The 25,982-nt window shown below is 40.1% G+C and carries 34 protein-coding genes and 1 tRNA gene; 17 read left to right on the top strand and 18 right to left on the bottom strand.

Annotation, left to right across the window (positions count from 1 at the left end; all coding sequences use genetic code 11):
• Positions 1 to 60: 60 nt before the first annotated feature.
• The gene (locus tag KEJ24_09120; protein MBS7647976.1) at positions 61 to 375 is read left to right on the top strand and encodes a hypothetical protein; all 315 of its coding nucleotides are present in this window, start codon (positions 61 to 63) and stop codon (positions 373 to 375) included.
• 18 nt (positions 376 to 393) lie between these two features.
• Here KEJ24_09120 and KEJ24_09125 read toward each other — a convergent pair whose 3' ends face one another.
• Complete coding sequence (locus tag KEJ24_09125; GenBank protein MBS7647977.1) at positions 394 to 585, bottom strand: tautomerase family protein; 192 nt, start codon at positions 583 to 585, stop codon at positions 394 to 396.
• 290 nt (positions 586 to 875) lie between these two features.
• Here KEJ24_09125 and KEJ24_09130 point away from each other — a divergent pair, with 290 nt between their 5' ends.
• Complete coding sequence (locus KEJ24_09130) at positions 876 to 1,820, top strand: site-specific integrase (protein MBS7647978.1); 945 nt, start codon at positions 876 to 878, stop codon at positions 1,818 to 1,820.
• A gap of 94 nt (positions 1,821 to 1,914) precedes the next feature.
• Here the strand turns inward: KEJ24_09130 and KEJ24_09135 are convergent, their stop codons facing one another.
• The 4 genes from KEJ24_09135 to KEJ24_09150 form a co-directional block, all read right to left on the bottom strand.
• Positions 1,915 to 2,310, bottom strand: coding sequence for a hypothetical protein (locus tag KEJ24_09135; protein ID MBS7647979.1), 396 nt, complete (start codon positions 2,308 to 2,310; stop codon positions 1,915 to 1,917).
• Positions 2,311 to 2,775: 465 nt separating this feature from the next.
• Positions 2,776 to 2,913 carry a hypothetical protein gene (locus KEJ24_09140; GenBank protein ID MBS7647980.1) on the bottom strand — a complete coding sequence of 46 codons (138 nt, stop codon included), beginning with the start codon at positions 2,911 to 2,913 and terminating at the stop codon, positions 2,776 to 2,778.
• 119 nt (positions 2,914 to 3,032) lie between these two features.
• Positions 3,033 to 3,221, bottom strand: a complete 189-nt coding sequence (locus KEJ24_09145; GenBank protein MBS7647981.1) for a flavodoxin domain-containing protein — start codon at positions 3,219 to 3,221, stop codon at positions 3,033 to 3,035.
• A 219-nt stretch (positions 3,222 to 3,440) separates the two neighbouring features.
• Positions 3,441 to 3,746, bottom strand: a complete 306-nt coding sequence (locus KEJ24_09150; protein MBS7647982.1) for an Hsp20/alpha crystallin family protein — start codon at positions 3,744 to 3,746, stop codon at positions 3,441 to 3,443.
• Between the two features lie 256 nt (positions 3,747 to 4,002).
• Between KEJ24_09150 and KEJ24_09155 the strand changes: the two genes are divergently transcribed.
• A complete protein-coding gene (locus KEJ24_09155; protein ID MBS7647983.1) occupies positions 4,003 to 4,122 on the top strand; it encodes a desulfoferrodoxin FeS4 iron-binding domain-containing protein in 120 nt (39 codons plus the stop codon).
• A 56-nt stretch (positions 4,123 to 4,178) separates the two neighbouring features.
• Here KEJ24_09155 and KEJ24_09160 read toward each other — a convergent pair whose 3' ends face one another.
• Together KEJ24_09160 and KEJ24_09165 are read right to left on the bottom strand one after the other, a co-directional pair.
• A complete protein-coding gene (locus KEJ24_09160; protein MBS7647984.1) occupies positions 4,179 to 4,601 on the bottom strand; it encodes a hypothetical protein in 423 nt (140 codons plus the stop codon).
• Positions 4,602 to 4,640: 39 nt separating this feature from the next.
• A complete protein-coding gene (locus KEJ24_09165; protein MBS7647985.1) occupies positions 4,641 to 5,534 on the bottom strand; it encodes a VIT1/CCC1 transporter family protein in 894 nt (297 codons plus the stop codon).
• Between the two features lie 159 nt (positions 5,535 to 5,693).
• Here KEJ24_09165 and KEJ24_09170 point away from each other — a divergent pair, with 159 nt between their 5' ends.
• Positions 5,694 to 6,251, top strand: coding sequence for a hypothetical protein (locus KEJ24_09170; protein ID MBS7647986.1), 558 nt, complete (start codon positions 5,694 to 5,696; stop codon positions 6,249 to 6,251).
• Between the two features lie 111 nt (positions 6,252 to 6,362).
• On the top strand, positions 6,363 to 7,049 hold the full coding sequence (locus KEJ24_09175) for a peroxiredoxin (GenBank protein MBS7647987.1): 687 nt from the start codon (positions 6,363 to 6,365) through the stop codon (positions 7,047 to 7,049).
• 103 nt (positions 7,050 to 7,152) lie between these two features.
• Here KEJ24_09175 and KEJ24_09180 read toward each other — a convergent pair whose 3' ends face one another.
• A complete protein-coding gene (locus tag KEJ24_09180) occupies positions 7,153 to 7,650 on the bottom strand; it encodes a hypothetical protein (protein ID MBS7647988.1) in 498 nt (165 codons plus the stop codon).
• Positions 7,651 to 8,068: 418 nt separating this feature from the next.
• Between KEJ24_09180 and KEJ24_09185 the strand changes: the two genes are divergently transcribed.
• A complete protein-coding gene (locus KEJ24_09185) occupies positions 8,069 to 8,311 on the top strand; it encodes a hypothetical protein (protein ID MBS7647989.1) in 243 nt (80 codons plus the stop codon).
• A 73-nt stretch (positions 8,312 to 8,384) separates the two neighbouring features.
• Here the strand turns inward: KEJ24_09185 and KEJ24_09190 are convergent, their stop codons facing one another.
• Positions 8,385 to 9,464, bottom strand: coding sequence for a hypothetical protein (locus KEJ24_09190; GenBank protein ID MBS7647990.1), 1,080 nt, complete (start codon positions 9,462 to 9,464; stop codon positions 8,385 to 8,387).
• Between the two features lie 82 nt (positions 9,465 to 9,546).
• Here KEJ24_09190 and KEJ24_09195 point away from each other — a divergent pair, with 82 nt between their 5' ends.
• From KEJ24_09195 to KEJ24_09215, 5 genes are all read left to right on the top strand, one after another.
• Positions 9,547 to 9,711, top strand: a complete 165-nt coding sequence (locus KEJ24_09195; protein MBS7647991.1) for a ribbon-helix-helix protein, CopG family — start codon at positions 9,547 to 9,549, stop codon at positions 9,709 to 9,711.
• Between the two features lie 17 nt (positions 9,712 to 9,728).
• A complete protein-coding gene (locus KEJ24_09200) occupies positions 9,729 to 12,785 on the top strand; it encodes a bifunctional DNA primase/polymerase (protein MBS7647992.1) in 3,057 nt (1,018 codons plus the stop codon).
• Positions 12,786 to 12,800: 15 nt separating this feature from the next.
• Positions 12,801 to 12,992, top strand: a complete 192-nt coding sequence (locus KEJ24_09205; protein ID MBS7647993.1) for a hypothetical protein — start codon at positions 12,801 to 12,803, stop codon at positions 12,990 to 12,992.
• 307 nt (positions 12,993 to 13,299) lie between these two features.
• Positions 13,300 to 14,232, top strand: coding sequence for a tyrosine-type recombinase/integrase (locus tag KEJ24_09210; protein MBS7647994.1), 933 nt, complete (start codon positions 13,300 to 13,302; stop codon positions 14,230 to 14,232).
• Positions 14,233 to 14,258: 26 nt separating this feature from the next.
• Positions 14,259 to 14,337 (top strand) — tRNA-Pro (locus tag KEJ24_09215).
• A gap of 31 nt (positions 14,338 to 14,368) precedes the next feature.
• Here the strand turns inward: KEJ24_09215 and KEJ24_09220 are convergent.
• The 3 genes from KEJ24_09220 to KEJ24_09230 all read right to left on the bottom strand — a co-directional run bounded on the left by KEJ24_09220 (position 14,369) and on the right by KEJ24_09230 (position 16,222).
• Positions 14,369 to 15,298, bottom strand: coding sequence for a site-specific integrase (locus KEJ24_09220; protein MBS7647995.1), 930 nt, complete (start codon positions 15,296 to 15,298; stop codon positions 14,369 to 14,371).
• A 286-nt stretch (positions 15,299 to 15,584) separates the two neighbouring features.
• Positions 15,585 to 15,836, bottom strand: coding sequence for a hypothetical protein (locus KEJ24_09225; protein MBS7647996.1), 252 nt, complete (start codon positions 15,834 to 15,836; stop codon positions 15,585 to 15,587).
• 227 nt (positions 15,837 to 16,063) lie between these two features.
• Positions 16,064 to 16,222, bottom strand: a complete 159-nt coding sequence (locus KEJ24_09230) for a ribbon-helix-helix protein, CopG family (protein ID MBS7647997.1) — start codon at positions 16,220 to 16,222, stop codon at positions 16,064 to 16,066.
• A gap of 66 nt (positions 16,223 to 16,288) precedes the next feature.
• Here KEJ24_09230 and KEJ24_09235 point away from each other — a divergent pair, with 66 nt between their 5' ends.
• Positions 16,289 to 17,104: a hypothetical protein gene (locus KEJ24_09235; protein ID MBS7647998.1), complete on the top strand. Its 816-nt coding sequence runs from the start codon at positions 16,289 to 16,291 to the stop codon at positions 17,102 to 17,104.
• A gap of 6 nt (positions 17,105 to 17,110) precedes the next feature.
• Here the strand turns inward: KEJ24_09235 and KEJ24_09240 are convergent, their stop codons facing one another.
• Positions 17,111 to 17,452 (bottom strand): hypothetical protein, encoded by a 342-nt coding sequence (locus tag KEJ24_09240; GenBank protein ID MBS7647999.1) that lies wholly within the window; start codon positions 17,450 to 17,452, stop codon positions 17,111 to 17,113.
• A gap of 51 nt (positions 17,453 to 17,503) precedes the next feature.
• Between KEJ24_09240 and KEJ24_09245 the strand changes: the two genes are divergently transcribed.
• Positions 17,504 to 17,818: a hypothetical protein gene (locus KEJ24_09245; GenBank protein ID MBS7648000.1), complete on the top strand. Its 315-nt coding sequence runs from the start codon at positions 17,504 to 17,506 to the stop codon at positions 17,816 to 17,818.
• Between the two features lie 152 nt (positions 17,819 to 17,970).
• Here the strand turns inward: KEJ24_09245 and KEJ24_09250 are convergent, their stop codons facing one another.
• Positions 17,971 to 18,303, bottom strand: a complete 333-nt coding sequence (locus KEJ24_09250; GenBank protein MBS7648001.1) for a hypothetical protein — start codon at positions 18,301 to 18,303, stop codon at positions 17,971 to 17,973.
• 85 nt (positions 18,304 to 18,388) lie between these two features.
• On the opposite strand from KEJ24_09250, the gene KEJ24_09255 reads away from it, so the two are divergent.
• Positions 18,389 to 19,324, top strand: coding sequence for a DUF4268 domain-containing protein (locus KEJ24_09255; GenBank protein MBS7648002.1), 936 nt, complete (start codon positions 18,389 to 18,391; stop codon positions 19,322 to 19,324).
• Between the two features lie 57 nt (positions 19,325 to 19,381).
• Here the strand turns inward: KEJ24_09255 and KEJ24_09260 are convergent, their stop codons facing one another.
• Both KEJ24_09260 and KEJ24_09265 read right to left on the bottom strand, forming a co-directional pair.
• Positions 19,382 to 20,164, bottom strand: coding sequence for a hypothetical protein (locus KEJ24_09260; protein ID MBS7648003.1), 783 nt, complete (start codon positions 20,162 to 20,164; stop codon positions 19,382 to 19,384).
• Entirely contained in the window at positions 20,154 to 20,684 is a 531-nt protein-coding gene (locus KEJ24_09265; GenBank protein ID MBS7648004.1) for a hypothetical protein, read from the bottom strand. The genes KEJ24_09260 and KEJ24_09265 overlap by 11 nt, the downstream gene beginning before the upstream one ends.
• Positions 20,685 to 20,876: 192 nt before the next feature.
• On the opposite strand from KEJ24_09265, the gene KEJ24_09270 reads away from it, so the two are divergent.
• Positions 20,877 to 21,524: a hypothetical protein gene (locus KEJ24_09270; protein MBS7648005.1), complete on the top strand. Its 648-nt coding sequence runs from the start codon at positions 20,877 to 20,879 to the stop codon at positions 21,522 to 21,524.
• Positions 21,525 to 21,539: 15 nt separating this feature from the next.
• Here the strand turns inward: KEJ24_09270 and KEJ24_09275 are convergent, their stop codons facing one another.
• A complete protein-coding gene (locus KEJ24_09275) occupies positions 21,540 to 23,825 on the bottom strand; it encodes an N-6 DNA methylase (GenBank protein ID MBS7648006.1) in 2,286 nt (761 codons plus the stop codon).
• Positions 23,826 to 24,468: 643 nt separating this feature from the next.
• Between KEJ24_09275 and KEJ24_09280 the strand changes: the two genes are divergently transcribed.
• Positions 24,469 to 24,750, top strand: coding sequence for a hypothetical protein (locus KEJ24_09280; protein MBS7648007.1), 282 nt, complete (start codon positions 24,469 to 24,471; stop codon positions 24,748 to 24,750).
• A gap of 42 nt (positions 24,751 to 24,792) precedes the next feature.
• Here the strand turns inward: KEJ24_09280 and KEJ24_09285 are convergent, their stop codons facing one another.
• Entirely contained in the window at positions 24,793 to 24,996 is a 204-nt protein-coding gene (locus tag KEJ24_09285; GenBank protein ID MBS7648008.1) for a hypothetical protein, read from the bottom strand.
• Positions 24,997 to 25,304: 308 nt separating this feature from the next.
• On the opposite strand from KEJ24_09285, the gene KEJ24_09290 reads away from it, so the two are divergent.
• Positions 25,305 to 25,979: a hypothetical protein gene (locus KEJ24_09290; protein ID MBS7648009.1), complete on the top strand. Its 675-nt coding sequence runs from the start codon at positions 25,305 to 25,307 to the stop codon at positions 25,977 to 25,979.
• Positions 25,980 to 25,982: the final 3 nt, after the last annotated feature.

Consider the following 25,982-nt stretch of genomic DNA (forward strand, 5'->3'; position numbering starts at 1 on the left):
AGCGTGGTTAACGAAACTTTTAAGCAAAGCTTGCGCTATTCTCATTTAATAGTGAAGAGGATGTCTGCTAGAAAAAGGCGAGAAAGAAATTTTATAGATGAACTTTTCGGCGGCTCCTTATTTAGCGAGATGGAAAACTTTTTCAAAGACCTGAAGGGAGACACGTTCTCAAGCGGATACTCCATACGCGTGACTCAAACACCTCAAGGTATAAAAGTCAAGGCCAAAGTGGGCAAAGACGTGGACGTGAATGCCCTCCGCAAACAGCTTGAGAAACAGTATCCGAAAGCCCAAATAGAAATAGAAGGTGGACGGCAAGAACCTCTAATAAGAGAGATATCAACAAGGCAAGTAAAAGAAGATGAAGAAACTTAAAAGGAAGAAAAATGGAAGTTATTTTGTTTCCCTGCTCTTAAGAACGCCGCCAACAGCAAAATATGATTTAGGCATGTCAATAAACTGAATCCAAACAATCTCCCTGGGCACTCCGAGAATCTCTACCAAAGCGTCGGTGAACGCTTTTGCAATTTTCTCCCTCTCTTTCTCAGTTCGCCCCTCAAGCAAATGTACCTGAACGAAAGGCATCCTAACCCTCCAAGACTTTTGAGTTAGAATAGAAAAATAGCTTATAAATAGTTTCTCACTAAGCTGGTGGGAAGAAACAGCGCTCTAAACATTTAGCCATACCAACGAAATCAAAACTTCCGGAAACACAAATAAGACAGAAGGATAACCATCCGATATATGGGGTAGTCGTCTAGCTTGGTCAAGGATTTTTCTGGCGAATTCTCCCGCACAACCCCATCTTTTTCTTTGTGCAACGTTTAGGAAGTCTTTAGAATTGTTGGGTTGTGGCGTATTTGACAGAGGCGCCCTTGAAGGTTGAAGATTGTTTTGAGGTTTGTTCTGAGGTTTCTGAGTTTCTTTCTTTTTTGAAGCCCGCGACGCGTAATGTTTATGGTCGTGGTTTAGCAGCGTTTCAAGAGTTTTACTCGAGTCGAGGCTCTATAAGGGATTTTTTGGATTGTGTGGAACAGGATAGGCTTTTACCAAGAATCCAGAGAAAGCATGTGGACCGCGTGACGCTTAACAATTTTGTGGTTTGGCTTCAGAGTAGGGGCTATTCTTCAAAGACTGTGAGGAGTTATGTGGGTGCTGTTCAAAGCTTAGCCAAATACTATGACATTTCTATAAGTTTACGCTATGTGCAACTACCGGCGGCTCAACCAGTCAACAAAAAGCATCCATGGACCATAGCGGAAGTATGCGATTTCATAGCCTTAATGGACAAGCCGCTCTATAGGAGTATAGCTGCTTCAATTGTTCAAAGTGGGCTGAGCCTATCAGATCTTTTAGCTCTAAAATACGGCGATATAAAAGAAGAGTTTGAAAAGGGAATAACGCCTATATGCCTTAACCTAACAAGGAAGAAGACAGGCATAACTTTTATAACGTTCTTGGGCACCTGGTCTGTGGAGCTGCTTAAGAATTATTTAGCTGATCAGAAATTGAATAATGAGACACCAGTTTATGACGTATCCTCGAGGGTTGTGCACGCCTACTTTCACAAAATCGCTCAAAAATTTACTGAAGATTTTAAGGGAAGAAATCCTTATAGCCCCCATTCGCTACGGGCTGCTTTCCGCACGTTTCTAAGCGATCACAAGGTTGATCCGCTCTACATCGAGTTTTGGATGGGCCATGCAATTCCAGAACAGCAAAAAGCCTACATGATCAAAAGCATAGAAAGCTGGAGACAAACATACCGCCAACAAGCAGAACCATGGCTAACACCACCCCAATACAAAAACAGCACTTAGCAGCGACTAACAGAATGCTAACGCTAACGTGTTGAAACTCGCTTACTTTATTATAGTGCTCTGCTGAACTCAGGGTTGTAGACTGTTTCTTGGGTTAACTATTTACAATAGTCGTAATTTTTTTTAATATTTTCTCTCGCTTCTTCTTTTCGTCTTGATTTGCTATAAGAGCCCATCCGAAGAGCATGATGAGAGGTATCATAATAGAATGTGGATCAGGCTTCCCAAATAGAAATTTATCTATTACGAGGAAAATAGGTATCAACAAAAGCGTTACAAGTGTTAACATCAGCCAATACCTTGTGAAATCATATGAAATCCTCAGCTGAGAGCCATCGCCCCTCGGCTCAATTTTCACCCTCACATGAGCATCGTAAAGATAGGCCTCAATAAAGCTTACCTCATCTGTATTTGAGATTTTGAGGCCGCCAGCCAACTTTTGAAGCACATCTGGGGCGTTTAGCATGACGTTTAGGCAATCCTCTTTCATAAATGAAATCCAGCTAATATACATTCAAAACAAAAATATTAATATAACTCATTTGAATTTGTCCGACAAAATAACACCAATTTTCAATTTTCTGTTAGCGATGATTAAAAGAACATCAGCCTAAACTTATTAACAAATACCAGGATAACTGGGTTTGTTTCATGCTTTGGATAGCGAAGCAACGGTCAAAGTTAAAGTGTCTGTAAATGCGAGAAAAGAACTAGTTGAGGCAGCCTGGAGTGGGAACAGAAGCAAACTGCCCCAGTCTTGTCAATTTTTAAGGATCCAATACCATTAAAAGTGAAATTAGAAATTGTCTAAAACAAGTCAAAACAACCAATAACCCCATTTTCTCTTTTTACGATAGCATAATATCTTTTCTTCTTTCTCATTTCTCATAACTTTACCCAAAGCTACATTTTAGATAAAAATGTGAGGGAACTAATTGTTTACGGCTTCGTTTAATTATCTTGATAACGTGGCTTTAGCTAGTTTTTCTCCAAGTTTTTCTGCTTGTTCAAGGTCCTTTGCCTTAGGTGCGCCCTCAACAGCTACTCCGGGTTTTATCCATTTGGGGTTAAAAGTACCAAGAATTCTCTCCACATTTTCTAATGCTGTGACTTGGCTGCCGGCTCCTGTAGTAAATACTCATGCAGGTTTACCTGCAATCGCATGTCTGTGAGGGTATAAGTTTGTGAACATTGTTAGAATTTCTCCGGACATTATGCTGAAATGAGATGGCGAGCCGAAAGCATAAGCGTCAGCACGAGATACATCGTCGGCGTAACATCCTTTGCCTTCTTCAGCACTACCTCAACCCCAGAAACCTTACGCGCCCCTTTGGCCACCGCTTCAGCAAGCTTTTCAGTGTTCCCAGTTCGACTATCATAAACTACAAGAATCCGAACCAAACATCCCTACCTCCAATTATTTACCTTTAAAAGCATATCAGAATTTTTTTCTATTTTATTACTGATTAGCTAGTGTTTCTTAAACTCTAACTCTTAAAACCATTAAGAGGGTAACCTCCCAAGCTTCACGTTGGAATTTGTTGTTATTAGCAAAATATCCAGCTTTTTAAACTTTCATCCCAGAAAAGGGGGACGTGAAAATTATTAATCGCCTTGTTTCTATTCTATGGGAACTTTCACTCCTTTCATTGGTTTAGCTAGCGGAACTGTGACCGTAAGCAGTCCATTTTTAAAGGATGCTTTTGCCTGTTTTGGCTTAACTTCGTGGGCGAAAATCCAACACCCGAAATATTCCACATCATTTCGCGGTGCGTTGAGGCATATACTTGTTTCGGCTACTTCAAGGTTAATATTTTCTTTTGTAACTCCTGGCAACTCTATTTCAACAATGTACTTTTCGTCATCGTGATAAAAGCAAGCGTCCGGTAGAACTGGTATTCTCACCTTCTCTTCTTTTTTAGCCAAAAAGACCACCAATTATTTTTTGGAAATTTGAACTTAAAAAGTTTTGCGGAAATTCATACAATGCTAAGTCTTTATTTTTGCTTAAAATCTCGTTAATAGGAATCTCTTTAAAACATCTTCACCTTCATAGAGCGCTTGTTTCAATGCCTCTGTTAAATTAATACCTGCCTTATGGAAAAGCTTGATGTTTTCCATGCTTCTACAATTCACAACATTTTTAACCTATGCTAAACTTTAAGAAATAAGAGGTGAGAAAGTGACTAAAGTTGGAGAAATTTACCTTTGTGAAATCTGTGGTAACAAAGTTAAAGTTATCGAAGCCGGAAAAGGAATGCTTGTTTGCTGCGGAAAACCAATGAAATTGACTAAATCGTAAAACCAATTTTCCATTGTCAAATAACATAGTTATATCCTGCAATTTTGTTTAAACGGCTATTCATCATTTTTATTCTTATCCACTCTAAAAACAGGGTTTGGCTCTATGCTATTGAAGCCTAGGCTCTTTAATTCTTCAAACTTTTTCCTATCTCGTGTTTGGAGTTTTTCCATTAATAATCTAAACTCTTCCCTCAATTGCCTTCTGGTAATGGTTACAGCTTCTTTCAAGTTCAAACTTTCTATTTTTGTAAAATCGAACGAATAACCTCTTCTTTTCGCTTCCAGATAGATTTGAAATAAATAAGCGTTAATTAAATCAATGGGCTTTTCATACTCTTTAAAAATTTTGAGTTGTGGATGATTTCTGTAGCCCTTGGTTTTTCCTTCCAGAACCTTTTTTGCTAAAAGGCCTTCTCTCCAAACGGCAACCAAACCTCTACAATCAAGGTATTTAGGATGAATTAACCACAGCCTCATTTTAGCACCGACAATTCTCCCAGCAAATTTCTCATATAATTATACTTCTAAATTTGATAATGCCTTTATGAAAAATCCTATGGTGAATGATAATCCTGCTATTCCGAGGCTAATGGCTGTCATTTCTAGAAACCTCTTTTTGAATAGCAGGTCTTTTGCAACTGAAATGTAGAACGTGAACAAGAAGATGATGGCGATCGCCAATAATATTGTTAAAACTAGGCAAGCATATGCGTCTGAAAGAAGCAAATACGGAGATATTAGAAGCAAAACTGTGAGGATATAGGCAACTCCAGTATACCCAGCCGCCTTAAGCGGGTTTTTACCGTTTCCTTCAGATTTCGTTGATAAATATTCTGACGTAGCCATCGATAACGACGCTGCAAATCCAGTAATCAGCCCAGTTAATGCCACTAAACGAGTGTTTGGAAGGGCGAGGGTGAACCCTGCAAGAGCCCCTGTAAGCTCGACGAGAGCGTCATTTAAACCTAACACCATGGAGCCAACATACCTCAGTCTTTCCTCATCAATTAAATTCATAAGTTGTCTTTCATGTTCATCCTCGTCTTTCACAATGTTTTTAGCGTCGGGCACAAACTCGGATATTTTTTCATAGGTCACTTCAGCTTTTTCTTCACCTCTTTCCATGAGCTTCATTCCAAAAGTTATCCCGAAGAACTTTGAAATCAAAAAATACTTAAAAATCCTAAGTTTATCTGGCTTTACATCTTTGTCCGTGTATTTCCTCCAAAACTCGTAATGTTTTAACTCTTCATTTGAAATACGTCTTAAGACCTCCTTATTATTTGGCTGTTTTACCATCTGAGCTAACTTTTCATAGATAAAATGCTCAGTGATCTCATTCTTTTGTGCCATTAATAACGCCCTTTTGACTTTCTCATTTAACATACAGTTTTCAGAACCATACGACATGGTATCTCTAACACCTAATTCATTTTTTAGTTCCTTTGGCTCTGTTAAGCTTATCGTTAAAGTCTGCCAGCAGCTGAAATTTGGAGTCACGGTCTTTATTTCTAGTTAACAAATGCTTTATGTTTGCAGTAATATCCTCCGAGTTTGTTGGGGACCCTTATGGTTAGGACAACGTTAAAAAGGGAATTGGAAAAGTTTCTATATTGCTCTGGCCTTCTGGAGGAGAGAGTTGCAAAGGCTTACGAACACATCGTTAAGTTGGTGGACGACAAGCCTATCGGTTGCCTTCTAAGTTTTATTGCTCGCGACTCTTTTAAACATGCAGAATGTTTTAAGGTTATAGGCGAATGTTCGTCTGGCAATATGAAGGATCGTTTTGAACAGTGTGAACAAGTTTGGGGCGAAACTTGGAAAAACCTTGTGGTTGACGCTGAAAAATTTCTGAGCAAGCGTAGAATAAGCCATGAAGAACTTGTTTCGTTGATAAATGGTTTAATGAAGCTTGAAAGCTTTGCTGCCGAGGAATATCTAACAGTATTGCATGTAAAATTGATTGAGTTGATGGCGGAGGAAAGAAAAATAGATTTAGAGCCTTTTAAAGCGGTTCTTGAATGGATAGTTGAAGATGAAAAGAGGCATGAGCAAATCCTTAGGATGATCGAAAATCTGCTGATAAAAAGAGAAAGCAGAAAAATTAATGGTTTCTCCAACTCTTAACTTCAGCATTAACCAATTTTCGTTAAGAAATGGTATAAAAGCGCTGAAAATAATTTTTCAGCTGCTTTTAAGAGACGAATTTTGTAGGCAAATTTTATATGTCATTTCATTATGAAAAGTGTTTTGGTGATTTTTGTGGAAGAGTATAAAATGCCATTAATAGGTGACAGATTCCCTCAAATGGAGGTTAGAACCACCAGAGGCGTGATTAGGCTTCCAGACGATTACAGCGGTAAGTGGTTTATTCTATTCAGCCATCCAGCCGACTTTACACCAGTATGCACCACAGAATTCGTCGCATTCCAGAAAAGATATGAAGAGTTCCAGAAGCTGCAATGCGAACTAATAGGATTGAGCATAGACCAAGTTTTCGCCCATCTAAAGTGGGAAGAATGGATTAAAGAAAAGCTTGATGTAGAAATAAAGTTCCCGATAATAGCGGATAATACAGGCGAAATCTCCGCCAGATTAGGTATGCGTCACAAGCAGGCCGCGGGAACACAGACAGTTAGAGCCGTATTCATAGTTGACCCTAAAGGCATTGTCAGGGCGATACTCTATTATCCTATGGAGCTCGGCAGAAACATGGACGAGATACTCCGAATGGTGAAGGCGCTCCAAATAGCCGACAAAGGCTACGCTATACCAGCTAACTGGCCCAACAATGAGATAATCGGCGACAACGTGATCGTTCCGCCAGCAAACACTGTAGACATGATCCAGAAAAGAAGAGACCAAGAGAAGGCTGGAGAGATAAAGTGCATAGATTGGTGGCTATGCTACAAGAAGGTAGAGTAAAACCTAGCAATCTACATAAATATCTCCCCACATTTTTCTCACGATGTTACATAAATCTCCCAAGATCTGTTAAGAGACATTAAACGAACAGTATGATTGTGCTCTACCATAATAGATTTATTTTTTCGAGTATGTGGAAGGCTAGTGTGAAGTAGAAGACTATTGTTAATGGTATGTGTAGTGCTTTCCAATAATCTTTTATGATTTTGGCTTTTACATATCGTCCTAGTATCCCGCTTATAACTATTACCACCATGAGAAGAAAAGCGAAGAAGCTGATAAAGTATCCTGGCCTTGGAACCTGTATTTTGTTGATTATGTGGAAGACAACGAGCACTATGGAAAGTGCTCCTGTGATACAGTGAATCAGCAACCACTTTTTAATGCTTCCTGGGAAACCCCTCTTTAAAGCCGAATAGAAAGCTGAAACTGCAAAAATCGCGAAACCCGCCCACCCAAACCAATGGGCAGCATCCCTCGGAAAGATTCTATAAGATCCTCTTTGTTGACGTCTAGCCCCAGGACCCACATTGAAGGTTACAAGCGCGGCTATAAGCAACAGAGACAGAATAGCGATCATCAAAAACAAAGCTTTACTCAAATTCCATCCATCCTTCTAAGGGATTGCTGTATTATAAAAATTGTGCCTTTGAAAAATGCTGGTTAGAAATAAACTCTAATAACCTATTTCTGTTAGTAACGTCTAAAAGAAAAACTAAAAACGTGACGCATCTTAAATTCAGTTTTTGGCTTTGCAAAAAGTTGGGGTTTCCTGTTGGGAAAAACCGTGCAGGCCGAGTTTGAAGCCTACTATTGTAGGGTAACGAAGACTTTAGCCTTGTGGCGGTGATTTAGCCATGGAGAGGCTGATGAGCTGCCGAAGGGCCTGAAGCGGGATTTGCAACGGAAAATCGAGGCTTGACACCGAAAGGCTGAGGAATTCAGGGAGAAAGGCGACTTGACGCGGGCTGGAAATTGAAAAACGTGATTTAAGCTACTGTCTGCAAAACCCGGAGGTGGTGAAGGTTATACGGTATTTAAGCCTTGGCGGCGGCTCAATAGGCCAAATTGCACGGGCAATAGGCGTCAACGACTACGATAGAGTTAGGCAGATTGTCGAAAAGCTCCAAGCAGGAGGAATCTTTTTGGTTTCACGTTTTGGAAAACGCGACTACCTAGTGACATTAAACAATTCCAGCCCCATAACCCAAAAACTCCTCGAAACTCTAAACTCATGGTATGGGGAAATACAAGAAAAATAAGGCAGCTCGATGCAGGATTGCTTTTTGATGCGTTTACCTCGAAAATTTCGTTAACAAGGGCCATATTTAGCCTTTAGGCAAAGATGTAGTATAACTCTGGTTTTTCCCTTTTGAAGTTTTCAAGGTCCTGTTTAGCCGCCTGCTCAGCCCTTCTCCAGTCAAAGCCTCTTCGTATATAATGTCTTATAAGTTTAATAAGGGCGTCGGGCTGCTTACTGTAGGCATAACGCTCCAAAAAATCCTCAATTTGCTCTTTTCCTATCAATGTTATCTCCTGCTTTGTATTTCGACTTTCAACTTCCTCTATTATCGGGTTTAGCTTCCTCCAGTCTTCTTCGCTTAAATTAAATTTGAGCTTCCATTCCATTTTTTGTAATTCCCTTTCTAGTTTCTGTTTTTCAAGATATAAATCGCCAAGCTCTTTAAAACTCCATAAAACAAAAAAACCTTTAACGGGTTTAAGTGTTAGAATATGCAGCGAATCGTCTTTCAAGTCGTCTATCAAGTAAAATTCAATTGCTAAGATGTAACGGAAAACATCTAACTCCATGTCCATTTTATGTTTGGCTTCCTCATGTGGGATCTTCATAGTCTCTAATATAGTCTCTCTGACATCTGGATGTTCATCCATATACCTTTCAAGCTCCTCAACCGAAATCAACTTCAATATTATATTACTAGGGCCCTCCTCAATTTTATGATATCTCGCATAATGTTGTCTTACAACCTGCTGTATACTCTCTTCATCCCATCTAAGCCTGCGCAATTCATCAATAACAGCTCTAATGGGTGGACATTTACTTTGCAGTTTTGCGATTTTTTCACACACTTCATCATATCGTTTTTGAAGTTTCATCCGTTCAATTTCATATGGGTTGGCTTTATCGATTTTTGCATTATAATCTCTTTTCATGGCTGCTTTCTCAGCTTCTTCTTTGCCTTTAGGCGTTAAACTATATATTGCATGTAAGCCGCCGTTTGGTTTTGGCTCATAACGTTTCGTTATTAAACCTTCTTTTTCTAGTTGTTGGCGGGCTTTAAGGAACGTTTTATTTGCACATTCAGCCTTCTCTTCAAGTTGAGAAGCGTTAGCTTCTCCGATTTCTAACAGATAGGTCAAGATTTTGTTTTTGACTTCTTCAAGGGTTGGCATTCTACACCACACGTGTACTCGATACATGTATAATAACCACTTGTTATTTAACTTTCGCTGAAAAAGTGCGGTGAACGTGGCGATGTCGCGGCTTAAAAAATGGTCAATCCCGGTGACAGAGCAACTTGATAAAGCTGTGGAAAAAGCCATTCAAAAAGATTCCCATGTTTCAAAAAGTGACTTCATAAGAGATGCGGTTAGAGAAAAACTTCGCAACCTCGGCCTTTTGGATGGCGAAAGAGCGTGAAGGAGTGACTGATTTTAATGAGCGAAATCGTTGAAGCTGCGCGCAATTATTGGAGTTTAGGGCTTCCGATTGTTCCGCTTAAAGGCAAGCAGCCGCTCATTGAATGGGCTAAATGGCAAAAGGAGCCTCAGACGGAAGAGGAATTCTGCAGCCTTCCATGGAGTCAAGCGGACGGTTTCGCGGTGATTTGTGGCTCGAAAGCAAAAAACGGCTTGTATCTCGGGGCTATCGATTTCGATGTTAAAAATGTCAGTCAAGAGGCTGTAGAGAGGGGCCGCAATGTCCTTCGAAATTTGCCAATAACCCAGATAGAGGAGACTCCAAGCAAGGGCCAACATTGGATTTATCTAAGCCATGTCAAGCCAAAGAGCATAAGCGCCTATCACAATGTTTGTGGGCTTGAGTTAATCGGTGAAGGAAAACTCGTTATCATGGCACCCTCTGAGGGCTACAGGAGGCTTAACGATAACTCGCCAACCATAGTCCAGGATTTGGAAGCCGTCTTCTATGAGGCCCTTCAGAGGGCCGGGGTTCAAATTCCGCCCAAAACATGGTTTAACAAGGAAAAGCCTGTCAAGGGTTATAAGGGGCCGGAACCACCATGCATTAAGGCTCTTATCCAAGGGGTTGAAGAGGGCCTACGCAACGAGGTTGGCATCCGGCTAGCGTCTTACCTTGTTAATTTTCGAGGGTTAAGTAAAACCAAAGCCTTAGTGAAACTTAAAGCTTGGAACAGCCGCAACCGGCCGCCTTTACCCAACAGAGAAGTTGAAGCCATATTAAAAAGCGCTGAAACCCATGGCTACGTTTACGGTTGTGATGATCCGCTTTTAAAGGTTAACTGTAAAGAGGCTGAATGTCCCATTATCAAAGGCCCTAAGAAAGTTGTGAGGACTCCGTCGGCTGGATTGCCAGACAGCCGGCTGATAGAACAGGGGTTCGACGGCCAAAACGTCTTTTTCCTAGTTTATGACTCAAAAACGGGCTCTGTTGAAAAAATGGAGACTGTCGAATTTGAAGACTGCATTTATAAGCCAATTAAAAACCCCGACGTAAAAAACGGGCTAACACTTTTACCAAGTCAGGTTGAGGAGTATGAAAGCGAAGAGCAACTATTCAAGGAAGTCATAGACTTTCTGAACCGTTGGCACGAGGCACCCAACGAGTTCGAAAGAAAACTAGACGCGTTTTACGTTTTCCTCACCTATGTTTATGACCTCTTGCCCAGGCTACCCTATAGGCGGGCTTTAGGCCCCTATGGACGGGGCAAAAGCACATGGCTTGACACTGTTGGCTCCATTTGTTATCGCCCAATCATCTTAGCCGGCTGTGATACGGATAAGGCAATTGTTAGGAGAATTAACCTTTGGCGTGGAACGGCCCTCATAGATGAGGCTGACTTTGATAAATCAAGCCTCTACGCGTTTATCGTGAAAATTTTGAATATTGGTTATGATAAAAGATTGGCTCATTACACGCGAGCCGATGATGTCAATCCTCAAAAAACAATTTCGTATTATGTTTTCGGGCCTAAGCTTTTAGCAACCCGAGAAGAGTTTAAGGACAAGGCCCTTGAAAGCCGTTGTTTAACTTTTATTGCACGTGAGAAAACCCGGCCAATGCCATTATATAGGGATAAGAAATTCCTCGCGGAAGCCCAAGCCATTCGTAATAAACTGATTTTATGGCGGTTTAGAAAATACCATGAGCTTAAACAAAAAGCTGAAACTCTTGAAACACCGGAGCTGGAAACTGAGTTAAGCGTGTCAAGCAGCCGTATTAAAGAAGTTTTGGCGCCTTTGCTTTTGTTAAACCCAGAGTTTAAACAGGAAATTAACGAGCTAGCTCAAGAACTTGAAGCCCAAATTAAGGCCTCGGATCCAGACTGGCAACTTGAGGAGCAGTTTAATGATGCCTTAGCTAGGATTTGCGGTGAAGTGCCGATAGGTGTGAGTGGTTCGGAAGGCCTCTTAGTGAGCCGGGTAGAAGATGAAAAGGCTACTCTAAAGCCCTACCTGCAACCAGAACCACAGAAAATGGTTTTGAGGATTCCACTGGTTAAGATTTCAAAAATAATCCTTGACGACCCAAACCCGGACCCAGATGAGTTGAAGGGCCTTAACCAAAAATTGTCCAGGATTGCGAAAAACCGCCTTGGGCTTAAGGTTTTAAAGGATCGTAAAAGGCGCACCGTTATAGAAGTGGGGCTCCCCTATAAGCCTTCCGCACCTATCAAACCTATCGGCATCAAAACCGTCAAAATAATCGAGCTTGATGACTTACACCCATTAGAGAAGGCTAAAGCTTCTACCGAAGAAGAGGTTGAGGCTATAGAGCCTTGTGAGGAAGCTAAGGCTGAGCGTAAGCCCGGGATACGCCTTGGAATGCTGCGTTGGGCCGGGCTAACCGCTAAAATCCCTAATGTTTGGGTTTGGAAAGCCGTTGAGTTTACGCGAAAGTGCAACCGCGACCTACCAATGGACTTGACTTTTCCAGACGGAACCGAAATTAAAGTTAGAGGCCCTCTTACATGGTTCTTAGCCCGGGTTAAAGCCCTTGAACACTTCAGAAAAGAGTTAAGCCTAACTAGGGATTCAACGGTTCCGGGTTGCATAGGACTAGGCAAGCCCATACCGCCCAACAAATGCGAAAACTGCTATGGAGACTTAAGCTGTTTCGATTTGCCAGACTTCAAGGCAAAACTAGCCGAGCAATTCAAAAAAGTGATTAAAATCCGCAAGGGCTTGCGTTACGCGGAAATTAACGTCTATTTATGCGAAACGCCCTATCGCCTAACAGCCGAAGGGCAGCGGGCTTTATGGCGCCTAATAGCGGACTACATTTTAAGCCATAAGGCAAACAAACATATTTACAAACAATTCTTCGGGGTGGTTGACGACTGGGCCTCTTTCACCGTGTGGAAAGCCGACGTTGAAGAGGTTCAAGCCAGTTTAATCGAGCTTTTAACCACGAAAGGCAACGTTTACCCAGTGGAAAAGACCATGTTTAAAGTTTCCCATTCACGTGTTTGGCACTTTAAAACTAGAGATTTGGGAAAAACAAAAGCTGGCTAGGAGGAGGGGTGAAAAGTGGGCCCTCTAGCTGAGGGCAAAAAACGCTTCAAACTAAGCCTTGACACACTTGTGTATCAAGCCTTCAAGCTGTTATGCCGCCATCGGGGCTATGGACATCCGAGCCAAGTTCTAGAGGCTTACATGAGGGCCTGCCTGAAAAACCCTATGCTTCCCCTCATTATAAGGCGAATAGTTGAAGGTGTATAAAATGGTTGAGGAGGCTCCTGCAGCAAGCCCGTCAAAAAAGCCCGCTTTCATGGTTGAAGCCCATAATGGGCTTTGCTGTCCAGAATGCAGCAGCAAAAGGCTTTACAAAGACGGCTTACGCTATCTAGCAGACGGCTGCACAGTTCAACGCTATTTGTGTAGAGATTGCGGTTACCGCTTTTCATGGCCGAGGGCTGAAAAGCCAAAGCAGCATGGAAGCAAGAATTTAAAAATCAACGCGGGCTTAACTTTTAACCGATGCAGCTCCAGAGCCTTGGCCCTTCTGGAGCAAAGCGTGGAATGGGCCATGAATAGGCAAGCGGAAAATGGGCAGAGGGCTGCGGGAGCCACAAGCAAGGCTAATGTAAAAAGCAGCATAGTAAACTTTGCTTGGAAACTAAAAAAGGAGGGTTACAGCGAAGCCACCATTAAAGATTACTGCTACATTCTTGAGACGTTAAGTAAAAGAGGAGCCAACTTAACGGATCCTGAAAGTGTCAAAGAAACTATCGCTAGACAGGAAACATGGAGCGAAGCCAGAAAATGCATAGCGGTTAAAGCCTACAAGGCTTTCGCCAAATTTCTAGGCATAACATGGTCCCCGCCAAAATATAAAGTTCCACAAAAGCTTCCATTCATTCCCCAAGAGAAAGAGCTTGACGACCTAATATCCGGCTGCAACGGCCAAATGGCTGTATTCCTCCAACTGCTAAAAGAGACAGGTGCAAGATGCGGCGAAGTCTTTAACCTGAAATGGACAGACATTGATTTGGCAAGCAACACGGTAAGAATAACCCCTGAAAAAGGAAGCAACCCACGCATATTCAAAATCTCATCAAAACTTGCCTCAATGCTTGCAAACCTTCCTAAAAAGGACATCAAAGTCTTCACCTATAAAAACAAGTTCTACCTCAGAAAAAGCTTTGAAAAGCAACGAAAAAGAATAGTCTTCAAACTTGGAAACCCGAGGCTTCTCCAAATAAGCTTCCACACTTTCCGCCACTGGAAAGCCACCATGGAATACTACAAAACCAAGGACATACTTCACGTCATGCAACTGCTCGGACACAAAAACATAAAAAACACATTGATCTACACCCAGTTAGTCCAAAACATTACCGAAGACGAATACATCTGCAAAACAGCCAAAACCCTAGAAGAGGCAAAACAGCTCATTGAAGCAGGCTTCGAATATGTTTGCGAAATTGACAACTGCAAACTGTTCAAGAAAAGAAAATAAGCCCTGGGGTACTCGACTATTCTATTGGGGTAGTCGTCTAGCTTGGTCAAGGATACCAGCCTGGGGCGCTGGCGATCCTGGGTTCAAATCCCAGCTACCCCACCATAACACCAGAGGCCCCATCTCTAACATTCTGTCATTTGCGCTTTCTAAAGTACATCAAATCATCTTTCATGCATACATATTCAAAGCCTGCTTCAAGGAGTTTTTTGATTTCTTCTGAAGTTTTCGCAACAGCAACATGATATTCGTTACTTTCAAAGTTGACGAGTTGCGTGTAAAGTAACGTGTTGTTGATGTTTTTATGGCCGAGAAGCTTCATTACGTGCAAAATGTCTTTGGTCTTGTAATATTCCATGGTCGCTTTCCAGTGCCTGAACGTATGGAAAGTTATCCTATTAATTCGGTCATTCTGAAGCTTGAGGGCTATCTTTGTTCTTTGTCTTCTGAAAGACCTTGCAAAATGTCTTAGGGAGCCTTGAAATATTTTCGGTTGATTCTTGGGCAACGTATTGAGCATTGATATCAGTTTGTCGCTTATCTTTATGGCTCTTGGCTCTCCACCTTTTTCAGGAGTTATTTTAACCAGCTTGTTTTGGAAGTCAATATCAATCCATTCAAGTTTCCAGGCCTCCCCACATCTGGCACCAGTCTCTTTAAGAAGTTGAAGGAACGTAGCCGTTTTGCGGTTACATCCAGCTATAAGTTGGTCGATTTCTTGTTCCGTGGGTATAAACGGCAACTTCCTAACAGGCTTATAGATTGGTGGAACCCAACTTCCGCCAACCATCCTTAGAAAACAGTTATAGGCTTCAACAGCTAACTCCTTTGTCTTAACACTCCAACGGTCTTGTCTGGCTATTGCTTCCTTAACACTTTCTGGTTCAAATAGGTTAGCACCACGTTTGGCAAGAACTGAAAGCAACTTAACCCTTCTGGTAATAGTGTTTTCAGCATAGCCTTCCTTTTTCATCCACCAAGCAAACTCAATGATTTTACCTTTGACTTGCTGTGTCCGCTCTGTGGCTCCCGCGTCCCGCTTTTCGATTTTTGGCTCAGCTTCCATGAGAAGGTTTTTCTCCTCATGTGCATCAACCATTATTTTGTTTGAATTGTTCCTTAAATTTTCCGCATTTTTACTGGAATTTAATGAAAAGCGAAAACCGCAATTTTTACATAAAAACCGCTGAATGCTTAGACCATTTTGCAGCCATCTTAAGCCATCCTTGACTATTCTTGTTGAATCGCACTCTGGACATTTCAATGGTTTAAGACAGACTTTCCAACGGTTAGATTCTCTCTGAGTCGCCGTGCTACAAGCGATTGTTAAAAGCGAAGAATTACGCCTTACTTTATCCCAAACGCTCATTAGAAGCTCCTACCTTTCTTTCAGGAATAAACAGAATTCCATTTTCCTCGTCAAATTCAGCATAAGAATAGATTTGTTTCGCCCATTTCATGATTGTTTTAATGTATTGAGGTGTGATTCTCCATTTTTTGAATAAATCGTTTATTGAAACTTCTCCTTGCTTGTTAAGAAGCTCCCCGATTTCCTGAACGCGTTCTTTGAAGCTAATCTTCCTTCTTGGCTTAACAAATTCCATGAAGCCCACCTTCTAAAAAAATAAAAAAAGAAGCGAAGGGAATGCTTCAGTTTCATTTAAAAGATTGGGAAAGGGTGAGAGACTGAACGGAGACCTTGAGAGAGGGAGAGACTTGAGAGAGAAGAGAGAGGAGAGAGAGACAATTTTTATTTTTATTTTTTTGGAGTTAAGCTGAACTTCAATATTATTTGGCCGAGGGCCTTTAATGAACAACTTTAGAGTACTCATCATGGTTTAGCCTCTCCTAACTGCTTTGAAAGAAACTCTTTGATGGCCTCACGTACAACTTGACTTATGTTTTTGAACCTGCCAGCTTTCAGGAGTTCTTCAATTTTGCGTCTATCTGCTTCCTTTAACCTTACGGTTATTCGCAAGTTCCTTTTCATTTCTTGAACACCTTCATGTCCGAAAATTATAAGTCCCCCTTGAGTCCCCCTATTTTTCGGACAAAAATGCGGACAGGAATAAAGAAAGAGTCGATTTGGTTCCAAACAGATTTAGATTTTGATAATACAAAAGAAAATTTGCTCAAACACGGAAGGGAATTAATAGGTGATATGAGCGATTACCAAGGAAGGCTCTCTTTTAAAATTAAAGATATGAAAGGTTTTTCCATTCAAATAACTACAAAAGGGAAATTAGGCATATTTTATCCAGAAACAACAATGTATAAAACAATTTTAGAAAAATTGAAACCTCTTCTTGTCCGATCTGATGGAACTCAAGCTGAAAAATTTACAGTAACATATACTTCGGAAGGCAGAGAAACTTCAAAAGATCTTTCTATCTTTAAATTTACCCAGAAAGGTTATGAGCTTGCTCTGCAGCACAGCAAGCACATAATCTTTGGCAATGGATCGCACATGGGGATTTCTCGTTATTCTATTGGTTCACTTCTTAATGCCTATGTTATGTCTCGAAAAGAGGTTATGCCTTTTTTTAGCCATCTGAGAACTGGCTATCCTAAAATTTATGAAAAATTTGAAAACTGTCTCAGAATTTTGAGAAAAAGGGGACGTTTCATTAATCGAATAACTGGCCTAAAGAAGAACACCTTAAAGGTAAACTACACGCTTTGTAGTAGTCTCGTTTCCGCTACTTTTGCTGAAAAACAGAAACTTAAAGGAATAGATAAAGAATTGGAAAAAGCGCTCAAAGAATTAGCTGATGAACTTGACACTATATATAAGGAAGTTGAAAGCGGAATCCCGCTTAAGGGTTACTGTGATTTCTGTCCGCACAGAAAACTGGTTATTGAAGAAAAGTAGCAGTTGCTAACCCCTTGGTTTATAGATAAAACCGTGGCGCTTTATGTATTCTGGATCTGTGAAGGGGCAGGTGTCACTGAAAGGGCAATCCGTCCAGTTTTCGCTATTTCCTATATCATTTTTTTCATTTTGAATGGTTGTTTGAATTTTTTCCGATAGTTCTCCGCATGGTTCTTGGTTTATGGAAGAAGCTTGTGTCGGCTGAAGGCTTGCTGGATTAACATTTTCCAGTAACAAGCTTAACAATTGGCTAATGCTCATTCCCTGCTCTTCAGCCAATCTTTGAAGCTTCCAGTAAACCTCCTTTCTTAAGCTGATGTTCCGATAATTTGGATGAGGGATTCTCATCACCTCCAAATAATGAATATTCCAGTAAAACACCTTGAAACCAGGCCTAATATGGCGATGAACCCTCATCCGAAAATGGACAAGAAAAACTTAAAGTTTGAAACTGATACAGCATCTTTTCGCAAAATCTCTTCAAATCCGAGGCTTTCAGCCAAAACAACCCAAAAGAACACCAACTATGTAGGTGTGAATATGGCTGAAACTATAGCTAAAAGCCCCAAAACATGCATAGTCCACCGATTTCCCATCAAAGTCTTACCTTTAACTAAGCCGAAATCCGTCTCCTTTCGACGGAAGAAGCTATTTTTGGTTAAATTTGGCTTGGATAGATTTCAGTTTTCGATTAAAAACCGCAAAAATCCATAAAAAATGACGCTGCCCACGAATGGTCACGTCCGGAAACATGGCTACTTCTTAAAATTAATTTATTGTCTTGAAGGATAAACGTTGAAAGTGTTGAAATATAGAGCATTATTCATTAGATAGAAGTTTGTCGACGTTTTAAGGACTGCTAAGGGCTAATCTGTTGCGAATCCAATCTTTTTGACGATCCTGACTATCAAAATAATTGCGGGGATTATAAAGTAGATAACGAAATCAAGAGGATCTATTAACCCGGTTTGCGCCATCATTGTGAGGCCGAAAAGCCATCCCAGAAGATAGCCTGTTCCCCAGTATGGTATTGCGAGAATAAAGCTTATTGTTAGCATTAAATTAAGCAGCCTAAACATCGAAAGATATGAAGTAGGTATTAATCCACTACTTGCAAACGTATTTAATAACAGTGACATTATAAGTCCTCCAACTACCTCAGAAATTGCTCGAACAAATCCGTGCTCCGCCTCGGGCATAATCTTACTATGTAAGCTCAAACTCGAAGAAAATTTAAAGGTTGCTACTTTTTATATTTATGGTTATGGCAAAGAGAGGACGGATATGGTAAGTGTCGGTAGAATTAAGCGTATTCCAGTTCGCCATGTCTGGAGAAACGAAGAGAAGGACTTTACTCCATGGTTGAAAGAGAATATTGATCTTCTCGGTGAAGTCTTAGGGATGGAACTATCAGCTGTGGATAAAGAAGTGGATGTAGGCGAACATTATGAGGCGGATCTTTTGGCCGAGGGGCCTGATGGCGATTATGTGGTAATTGAGAACCAGTTTGGTCGAAGCGATCATGACCATTTAGGGAAATTAATCACTTATTTGACAAATCTGGAAGCGAAAACAGCTGTTTGGGTCTGTGAAGATCCCCAACCTGAGCATATAGAGGCAATCAGATGGTTAAATAAGAATACTCCGTCAGATGTGGCTTTATATTTAATCAAATTAGAAGTTTTCCAGATTGAAAATTCCCCGCCGGCTCCTCACTTCTCTATAGTCGCTCAACCAAGTAAACAAATGAAAGAAGCAGGAGCTGTGAAAGGCGAACTTGCGGAGCGACATGTAAAGAGGATTGAATTTTGGAAGCAGCTTTTGGAAAGAAGTAAAGGAAGGACTGATTTGTTTTCAAATGTTTCTCCAAGCAGAGAATGTTGGATAAGCACCGGAGCAGGTAAAACTGGGTTGGCTTACACCTATGTCATTCTTATGGATCAAGCAAGGATTGAACTGTATATAGACACTGGAGATGCTGGTAGAAATAAAAAGATTTTCGATGAACTTTACAAACATAAACAGGAAATTGAGGCAGAGTTTGGTGGCGAATTAGAGTGGCAACGCCTTAACGAGAAAAGGGCTTCTCGCATAGCGAAAATCGTTACAAACAAAGGATTGGAGAACGTGGACGATTGGCCAACAATTCAAGATCAAATGATCAACGCTATGATTAGGTTTGAAAAGGCGCTGGCTAAGCATATAAGACAACTGCCATAAATAATAAAGCATTCTCTTGACCTTTTTGATGAACGCCGCATAGCTATCTTCTCTGATTTACTGTTTTTTGATGAACAATTCTTTTACTTTTTTAGGATGTTCACAGATGATTCCAAAGCGCTTTTGGATTTCATCGGTGATTTCACGGCCTTCATATGTCCAACCTTTTCTTCTAACTGGAACAAAATGGGAGTCCTTAGATGCAATATACAGGTTACCACCTTTCCCTTCGGTTGCAATGTATGTTGTATAAAGATGATAAGCTTCAGCCAGAATAGCAATGTCCGATGGTTCCACGTCTTTACGTAATAAGTTGTATAATTGTGCATGTTCCATTTCATCTTGAGTTTTAAAGAGTTCAAACCAATTTAACGCTCTTCTAAATTTTGGCGGCACAGTTTGGGTTTTTAGCGCCGCAGTTTTTGGCAATTTTACAGCTTTTTCCTTCATTTCTTCATACATCTTTTTTATGAGAAGAATCTTCTGAGCAACATCAGCAGAATCTACTGGTTCACGTTGCAAGAGGGCAATCAAACCTCTCATTCTATTCTCGCAAATGTTAAATACAGCAGAAAAAACTTCGAAGTTCTCTCGAGAATATCCTCTACTTTTAAGCTCACCTTCGATTACTTTATCAAGAACACCTAATGCTTCATTTTCTATAGTATAAGTTATGATACCAATGCGTTTTGCTAAGTTTTTCTGGATAAATGTAAAAAGTTCTTTGCACTCCTCATAAAAGTGATGTTTTATTGAAAGTTTCTCATCTATATCGCTACTGCTTACGAGAATGGAAGCTGAAACTATAACACAAGAATCTACTAAAATTCTACTCTTCATTTAGCATCGCTTGGAAATCGTCTGCAATATTTTGGAAGCTTTTTCGCAACATAATTTTTGAGATTCCTCTTTTTTCCTCAGTTATGGAGGGCAGCATTGAAGAGGCGGCTGCTGCGTCTCGCAAAGATTTTAAACGTTGCAGTATCAAAGATCGGAAATTTTTTGGCATTTCACGTTTGCAAGCGGATATTAGATTATAAAGATCATTCATATGAGGAAAGATATTTTTGGATAAATCTACAATTATTGGGTTTTCATGTTGTTTTTCGGCTTCCTTAAATCGTTGAGAAATTTTTTCAAGTATCATTCGAGAACTTCTGGAAGCGTGATATATAATAAAAGCATCTTCAATAGCTAATTTTTGATCTTTGATGCATCTTGCCTCGATTTCTGAGAATTCCGCCTGAAGTTTCTGGAATTCTTCCAGAATTGAAAGATCTATGATTTTCTCCTCGTCCATTGTGTTAAGCTTTCGGTAAATTGCATGGAATGGGTTCGGCTTTTCAGGCATACTCTTCATTTTGGAAACACTCATGTAGCAATAAGGAAATAATAATTTTTAACTTTATGAATCTTGTGTAAAAATTTTCTACCTTTTAATGATAATCATATTTTCGAGTCTAATAAGTTTTCGATCGTTGATGTTGGTTAAGTTAAAGTTTTTATAACTTATAAACCAATCTTGGAGATACTTGCTATTAGGTGAAGTTATTTGAAAGGTAAAACCGAAGTTAAACAGTTTGAGTTTTTCAAAGGGTTAAAAACAAAAGTGGTTAATTTGCGCTCATGCAGATTCCTTTTTAATGCTTTCTTAGAAGCTTTTCCAGAAATGAAATTGAGTTGGAAGGATGATTGGGATAAGTGGACAAGAACGATTTTAAATTTCTTTGCTGAGCTTGGGAAGTATTACAAATATCAGATATACGTAAACAGGAAGTATAGTATCCTTGATTTGAACAATGAGCCTTGCGAAGAATACCTGGTTGATCTATGTTGGTGTTTTGAAGATCCTCGGTATGAGAAGGCTTATTGGATTGAGTTGGCTTTAGAATCTGAAATTTCTGAACAAGCCATTGATTCTATAAAACGCGATTTCCGTAAATTAATAGATGTAAAGGCATATGCTAAAGTTGGAATTTTTGCTCCAAAACTACGTGATAGGCAAGAAGTTCTGGATGAACTTGTGGCTATGGTTGCCCATCATGAAATCAGAATTCCAACGGAGAAATATCTGGTTATATTGATTTTATATCATGGTAAAATGGAAGATGAATCTCAGAGAATAGAAATTGCTGGATACGAAATTAATCACTTGGGCGACTTGAACTACCTTGGTTCAAAACGTTTTCCAGAAGGTTAGCGTTTAGATAATGCTTTAAGATTTATCTATCCATGCGTCAAGCCTTTTTGAAGGTTCAACTCTTTTTATTCGCTCTTTTTTAGGCTTTTTGGCTGGTTTCCATTGCTCAGCAGTTTCAACTAAAATTTCAACCTCTTTCCTCTGAAGCCTCATTCTCCTAAGAGCCTCTAAACCTTCATACACTTGCCTACGCTCATCCTCAGCTAATCCAAGAATATCAAAAACAGCATAATCAAGCTCCCTTCTCGCTTCTTGCTCCAACTTCTCATCACCTTTCCTTTGAGCCTCACAAACTTTAGATAGAGCTTTTTCAATATTCTGCTTTTCATTTAAAGATAATTTATTTGGATCTACAATGGTCATGTTCTTTGTTTCGTATATTTCAAGTTCAAGAACGCCGCCGCCATAGAATCGCCCTTCTAACTCTGATATTAAAGCGGTAAGTGAGGAATTAAGAATACCTGCAAGAACATCAACATCATTTTTGTTGATTGGATGTATCTCATATAATGAATCATTTGCTAATGCATCTGCCTTATTGAGGAAGTACATGCATCTTTCCCATATTCTTCGGCTTCTAAGAATAGGAGCTGGTTCTCGTTCACCAACGGCATACCAGAGTTTCCTTGATTTCACCGTTGATAAGTTATGATACCCTTTAATTACAGTACCTCCTTTTATGCCACCTTTTATTCGAGTTTCTACCTCCTCACCCCATTGGATGTATTTTAAAACATTCGTTCCTGCAAGCTCTTCTTTACCTTTATGAACATATAATACCCATTGATCGATATCATCTAACGTTATCTCAATTTTCTTTTCTTTTGGAGAAACAACAATAGGCTTTAGGTATTTTTCCTCGATTGACCACAACTTTATTTTTTCCTTATCCAAATAAAAGAATTCATTTGCGCCACTTGTGATACCTCTCCGCACTAATGCTATTTTACCTAATTTTGTAACTTTTGGATGATTTAAAATCCTATAATAGATGGTTGGTGCTCTGAGATATTTTCCCCATTTATCTTTTGGTTCGAGTTCTTTCTGTTTTTTAACTGTTATGCCTATGCGTTCATCTTCAAAGTTTTCTTTTGCTTCTTCAATTATCCTAACCAATCCTTCTGTTGGTATAGCCTTCTTTATTCTCACAAACTTTACAAGATTGTTTTCTCTTTCTTCTCTCGATTTATCCTCTTTTTCAAGGATTGTTATGCATGTTCCAACGAGTGCTTTCTCGAAAGCTCTTACATCATACCATATTATTGCATGAATCTTAAAATGATCCAAGAAGAATTGTTTTAAGCCTTCTCCATAACCTACATCCAGCCACGTGTCCGAAGTTATTTGTCCCATCATACCGTGTTCTTTTAGGAACTTAGCACTATGAGTGAAAAAGTAAGCGTATATTCCAGCTCTCGCATCAAGTTGAATCTTTGATCCATCAGAATATGTTAGTGCTTCTTCTCTGATTTGATCTTTATACTCCATTTCTTCTTGCCTTGTGTATGGCGGATTAGTTATCACTACATCAACTTCTGGAATAACACCCATTGAAGGCTTAACTTTGAAGAAATCGCTTACAACAATGTTCATGTGCCTACTTGGGACTCTGAGGTTTCTTATCGCCAAATTTATGCTCGAGAGTTGTGCTGGAAACGGGTTTATATCAACACCATATAACTGGTTGAGAATCTCTTCATGTAGCCTATTCTCATCTGCAAACGGATTTTCCTTCTTCTTCAAATCCTTTAACTTATGGTAAGCTTTAACGAGAAAGCTTCCACTTCCACAAGCTGGATCCAACACCTTATCGTTGGGCGATCTAATGCACATTTCCGTTATTAACTCAACAATTGGCGGCGGAGTATAATATTGTCCAAGCCTATGCCTCTCAACATCCGGAATTAATTCTTCATAAACTCTTCCGATAACATCGCTTCTTATCTTGGCAAGGTTATATGTTCCCAGCTCTTCAATGAACTCGTTTAAGGCATACATCAGCTTCTTGGAGAAGGGTATCTGATCAAGAACTGGATGAGGTTCAAAGATGGCTTCATAATCAACTTCTTTATACACCTTATCAAAATAGCCTCTAAGAATAGCAGAGAATTCCTTGGGATCTTCTGTTTCAATCTTGGAAAGTTTCGGAATAGTTGCCACTTGGGTTTCCAGTGTTTTGTAGAATGTTAGCCTATTCATTAACATGTAAGCAAGCTGTTCGGCGATCCTCTCATTCATTTCTGGAGAATACTCGAAAAGCTGCGCTCTCAACCATCGAATATACTCCTCTTTAAACTTCAAATCTTCGCGTAAAAGCTGATTCAAAGATTCCAAAATATAAGGCGTTATAAAATTATGGAATGTTCTAAGCCTCTGCAAGAAAACATCATCAAGCTCAAGCCACTTTCCAACACCAATTCTAAACCTTGAAACCTCTTCCAAAAGCATCTTGGCAAAGTCTTCATCAAACGAAACCTTGTAATGCTTCAACTTCCTCTGTGGAAGAGGAACACCAGCAGTAAAAGTATCAAACAAGACAAAAAATTCACCATTACACGTAGCAAAATAAGGAGCACCCAACTCAACAGCATAACCAGAAGCCTGCCTAATAACATCAATACTGTAAGGATCAAACTTCCTATCAATGAAAGGAACCTTACGCTTAGTTTCAATCACCAGCAAAGAAATCCTCTTACCCTTATCAATAGCCTCAACAACAAGATCTGGCCTCCCATTAATAGTCGGCTCAAACCTAACATCAACAAACTCAATACCGTTAAAAGAAAACTTTTGAGCGATAACATTCTTCAAAATGCGATAAAGCTCAACCTGAATGTTTCTCTCAGGAACCGAACTCAAGGACTCTTCCCTATAATAATGTTATTCTAAAATCCCAATAAAAGCATATTAGTTATCCTACAGCATTTTTTTAACGGGGAAGCCTATGAGCAGTTATGATATCGAGTTTGATGGCAAAAGGTTTAGGAAAGAAAATTTCTGCTATTATCCTCACAAGGAATCAAAAAGGCAAATGCTGTATGCCGCCGCTTTTTGGGAACTTTGGAAAAAAGAGAAGGGAATAATTGGAAAAGAATGGAGGCACGGAAAGCTCTATGAGCTAAATCGGAAATTTAGAAAGACTTTCAACGCGCTCTGTAGAGAACGCAAAAAAGAACAAAAACCAGTTACATGGGAAGACATTGCCAAGTTTGAGTTGAATCCCTAAATAGCGTAAACTGAATCTTAAAGATTCATTGGTTCTTTTATTTTATGACTGTTTCTTGAGACGGGAAGAAGCTCTGCTAAGTCTTTTCTTTAGCTTCTGGAGAATGGTGACTGTCGCCTTAATTTGCTGGTTTTTGTCTATGAGGCTTTTATACGCGTCAATTAAATGGTCAGTGGCTCTTATCAGAAGGTTAACCTCAATTTGGACGAACTTCATAGTGGTGGTGTTCGCTTTTGTTTCTGGCATATTCTCACGCAGACAACGGTTCTACGTTTCCGTTTTTAAATAAATTATGAATTTTAAATCAGCAAACTCGTTAAGCGTGGTCTTCGTTGTTCATGAAATTGGGAGTAATTTTTCGAAACTTTATATAGTGGTTTGTGTCAATTCATCTTTACCCTTTGAAGGGTTCTGGTTTTAGAAAATTTTTGAAAGGGAGGTGATTTTATGTTTAGGGAACAATTTGCAGCCCTACCCATATTGCCAAAACTTTGTATGAAACTTAAGGAGGAATTGATGAGCCTATGAAAACACACATGTATCGTGATAGCGTGTTGCAGTGGAACGTTTTTGTCGGCTGCCGTTTTGACTGTGTTTATTGTGAGAAGAGTTTCAAGTTGCAGATGAAAAGGCAAAAGAACCGATGTAGCAGATGCTACAATTACGAGCCGCACTTTCATCCAGAACGACTTAATCGTCCCTTGCCGAGAACAAAAGGTGACCAGTTCATCTGGCCTTGCAGTAGCGGAGACATAACTTTCTGCAAGCCCGAGTGGATGCGTAAAATCCTTGAGGTGATTAGGCGTTATCCAGACCGCACCTTCCTACTGCAAACCAAAAACCCAATTGTGTTCAAATACTATGAGCCTTTCCCGCCAAACGTTGTTTTGGATGTAACCCTCGAAACAAACCGAGATGAAGGTTATCGTCTGATTAGTAAAGCTCCACTGCCAAGCAAGAGGTTCATAGGCTACCTTAGCGTGAACCATCCGAGAAAGTTTTTAACCATAGAGCCGGTCCTCGAGTTTGACATGGACGAGTTTGTAAGCTGGATTAGGCGGATCAAGCCTGAAAGAGTTTATCTGGGCTACGACAGCAAAAACTCCTACCTTCCAGAGCCAGAACTCCAAAAAGTGCTGGAGCTTGAGCGTCGGCTCAAGGCTTTCACAAGGGTAAAGCGGAAACTGTTCCGCAAAGCATGGTGGGAGCAACGCATTCAAATGAGGTGATTG

It is taken from the genome of Candidatus Bathyarchaeota archaeon, from assembly GCA_018396705.1.
In the GTDB taxonomy this organism is placed as follows: domain Archaea; phylum Thermoproteota; class Bathyarchaeia; order Bathyarchaeales; family Bathycorpusculaceae; genus DRVP01.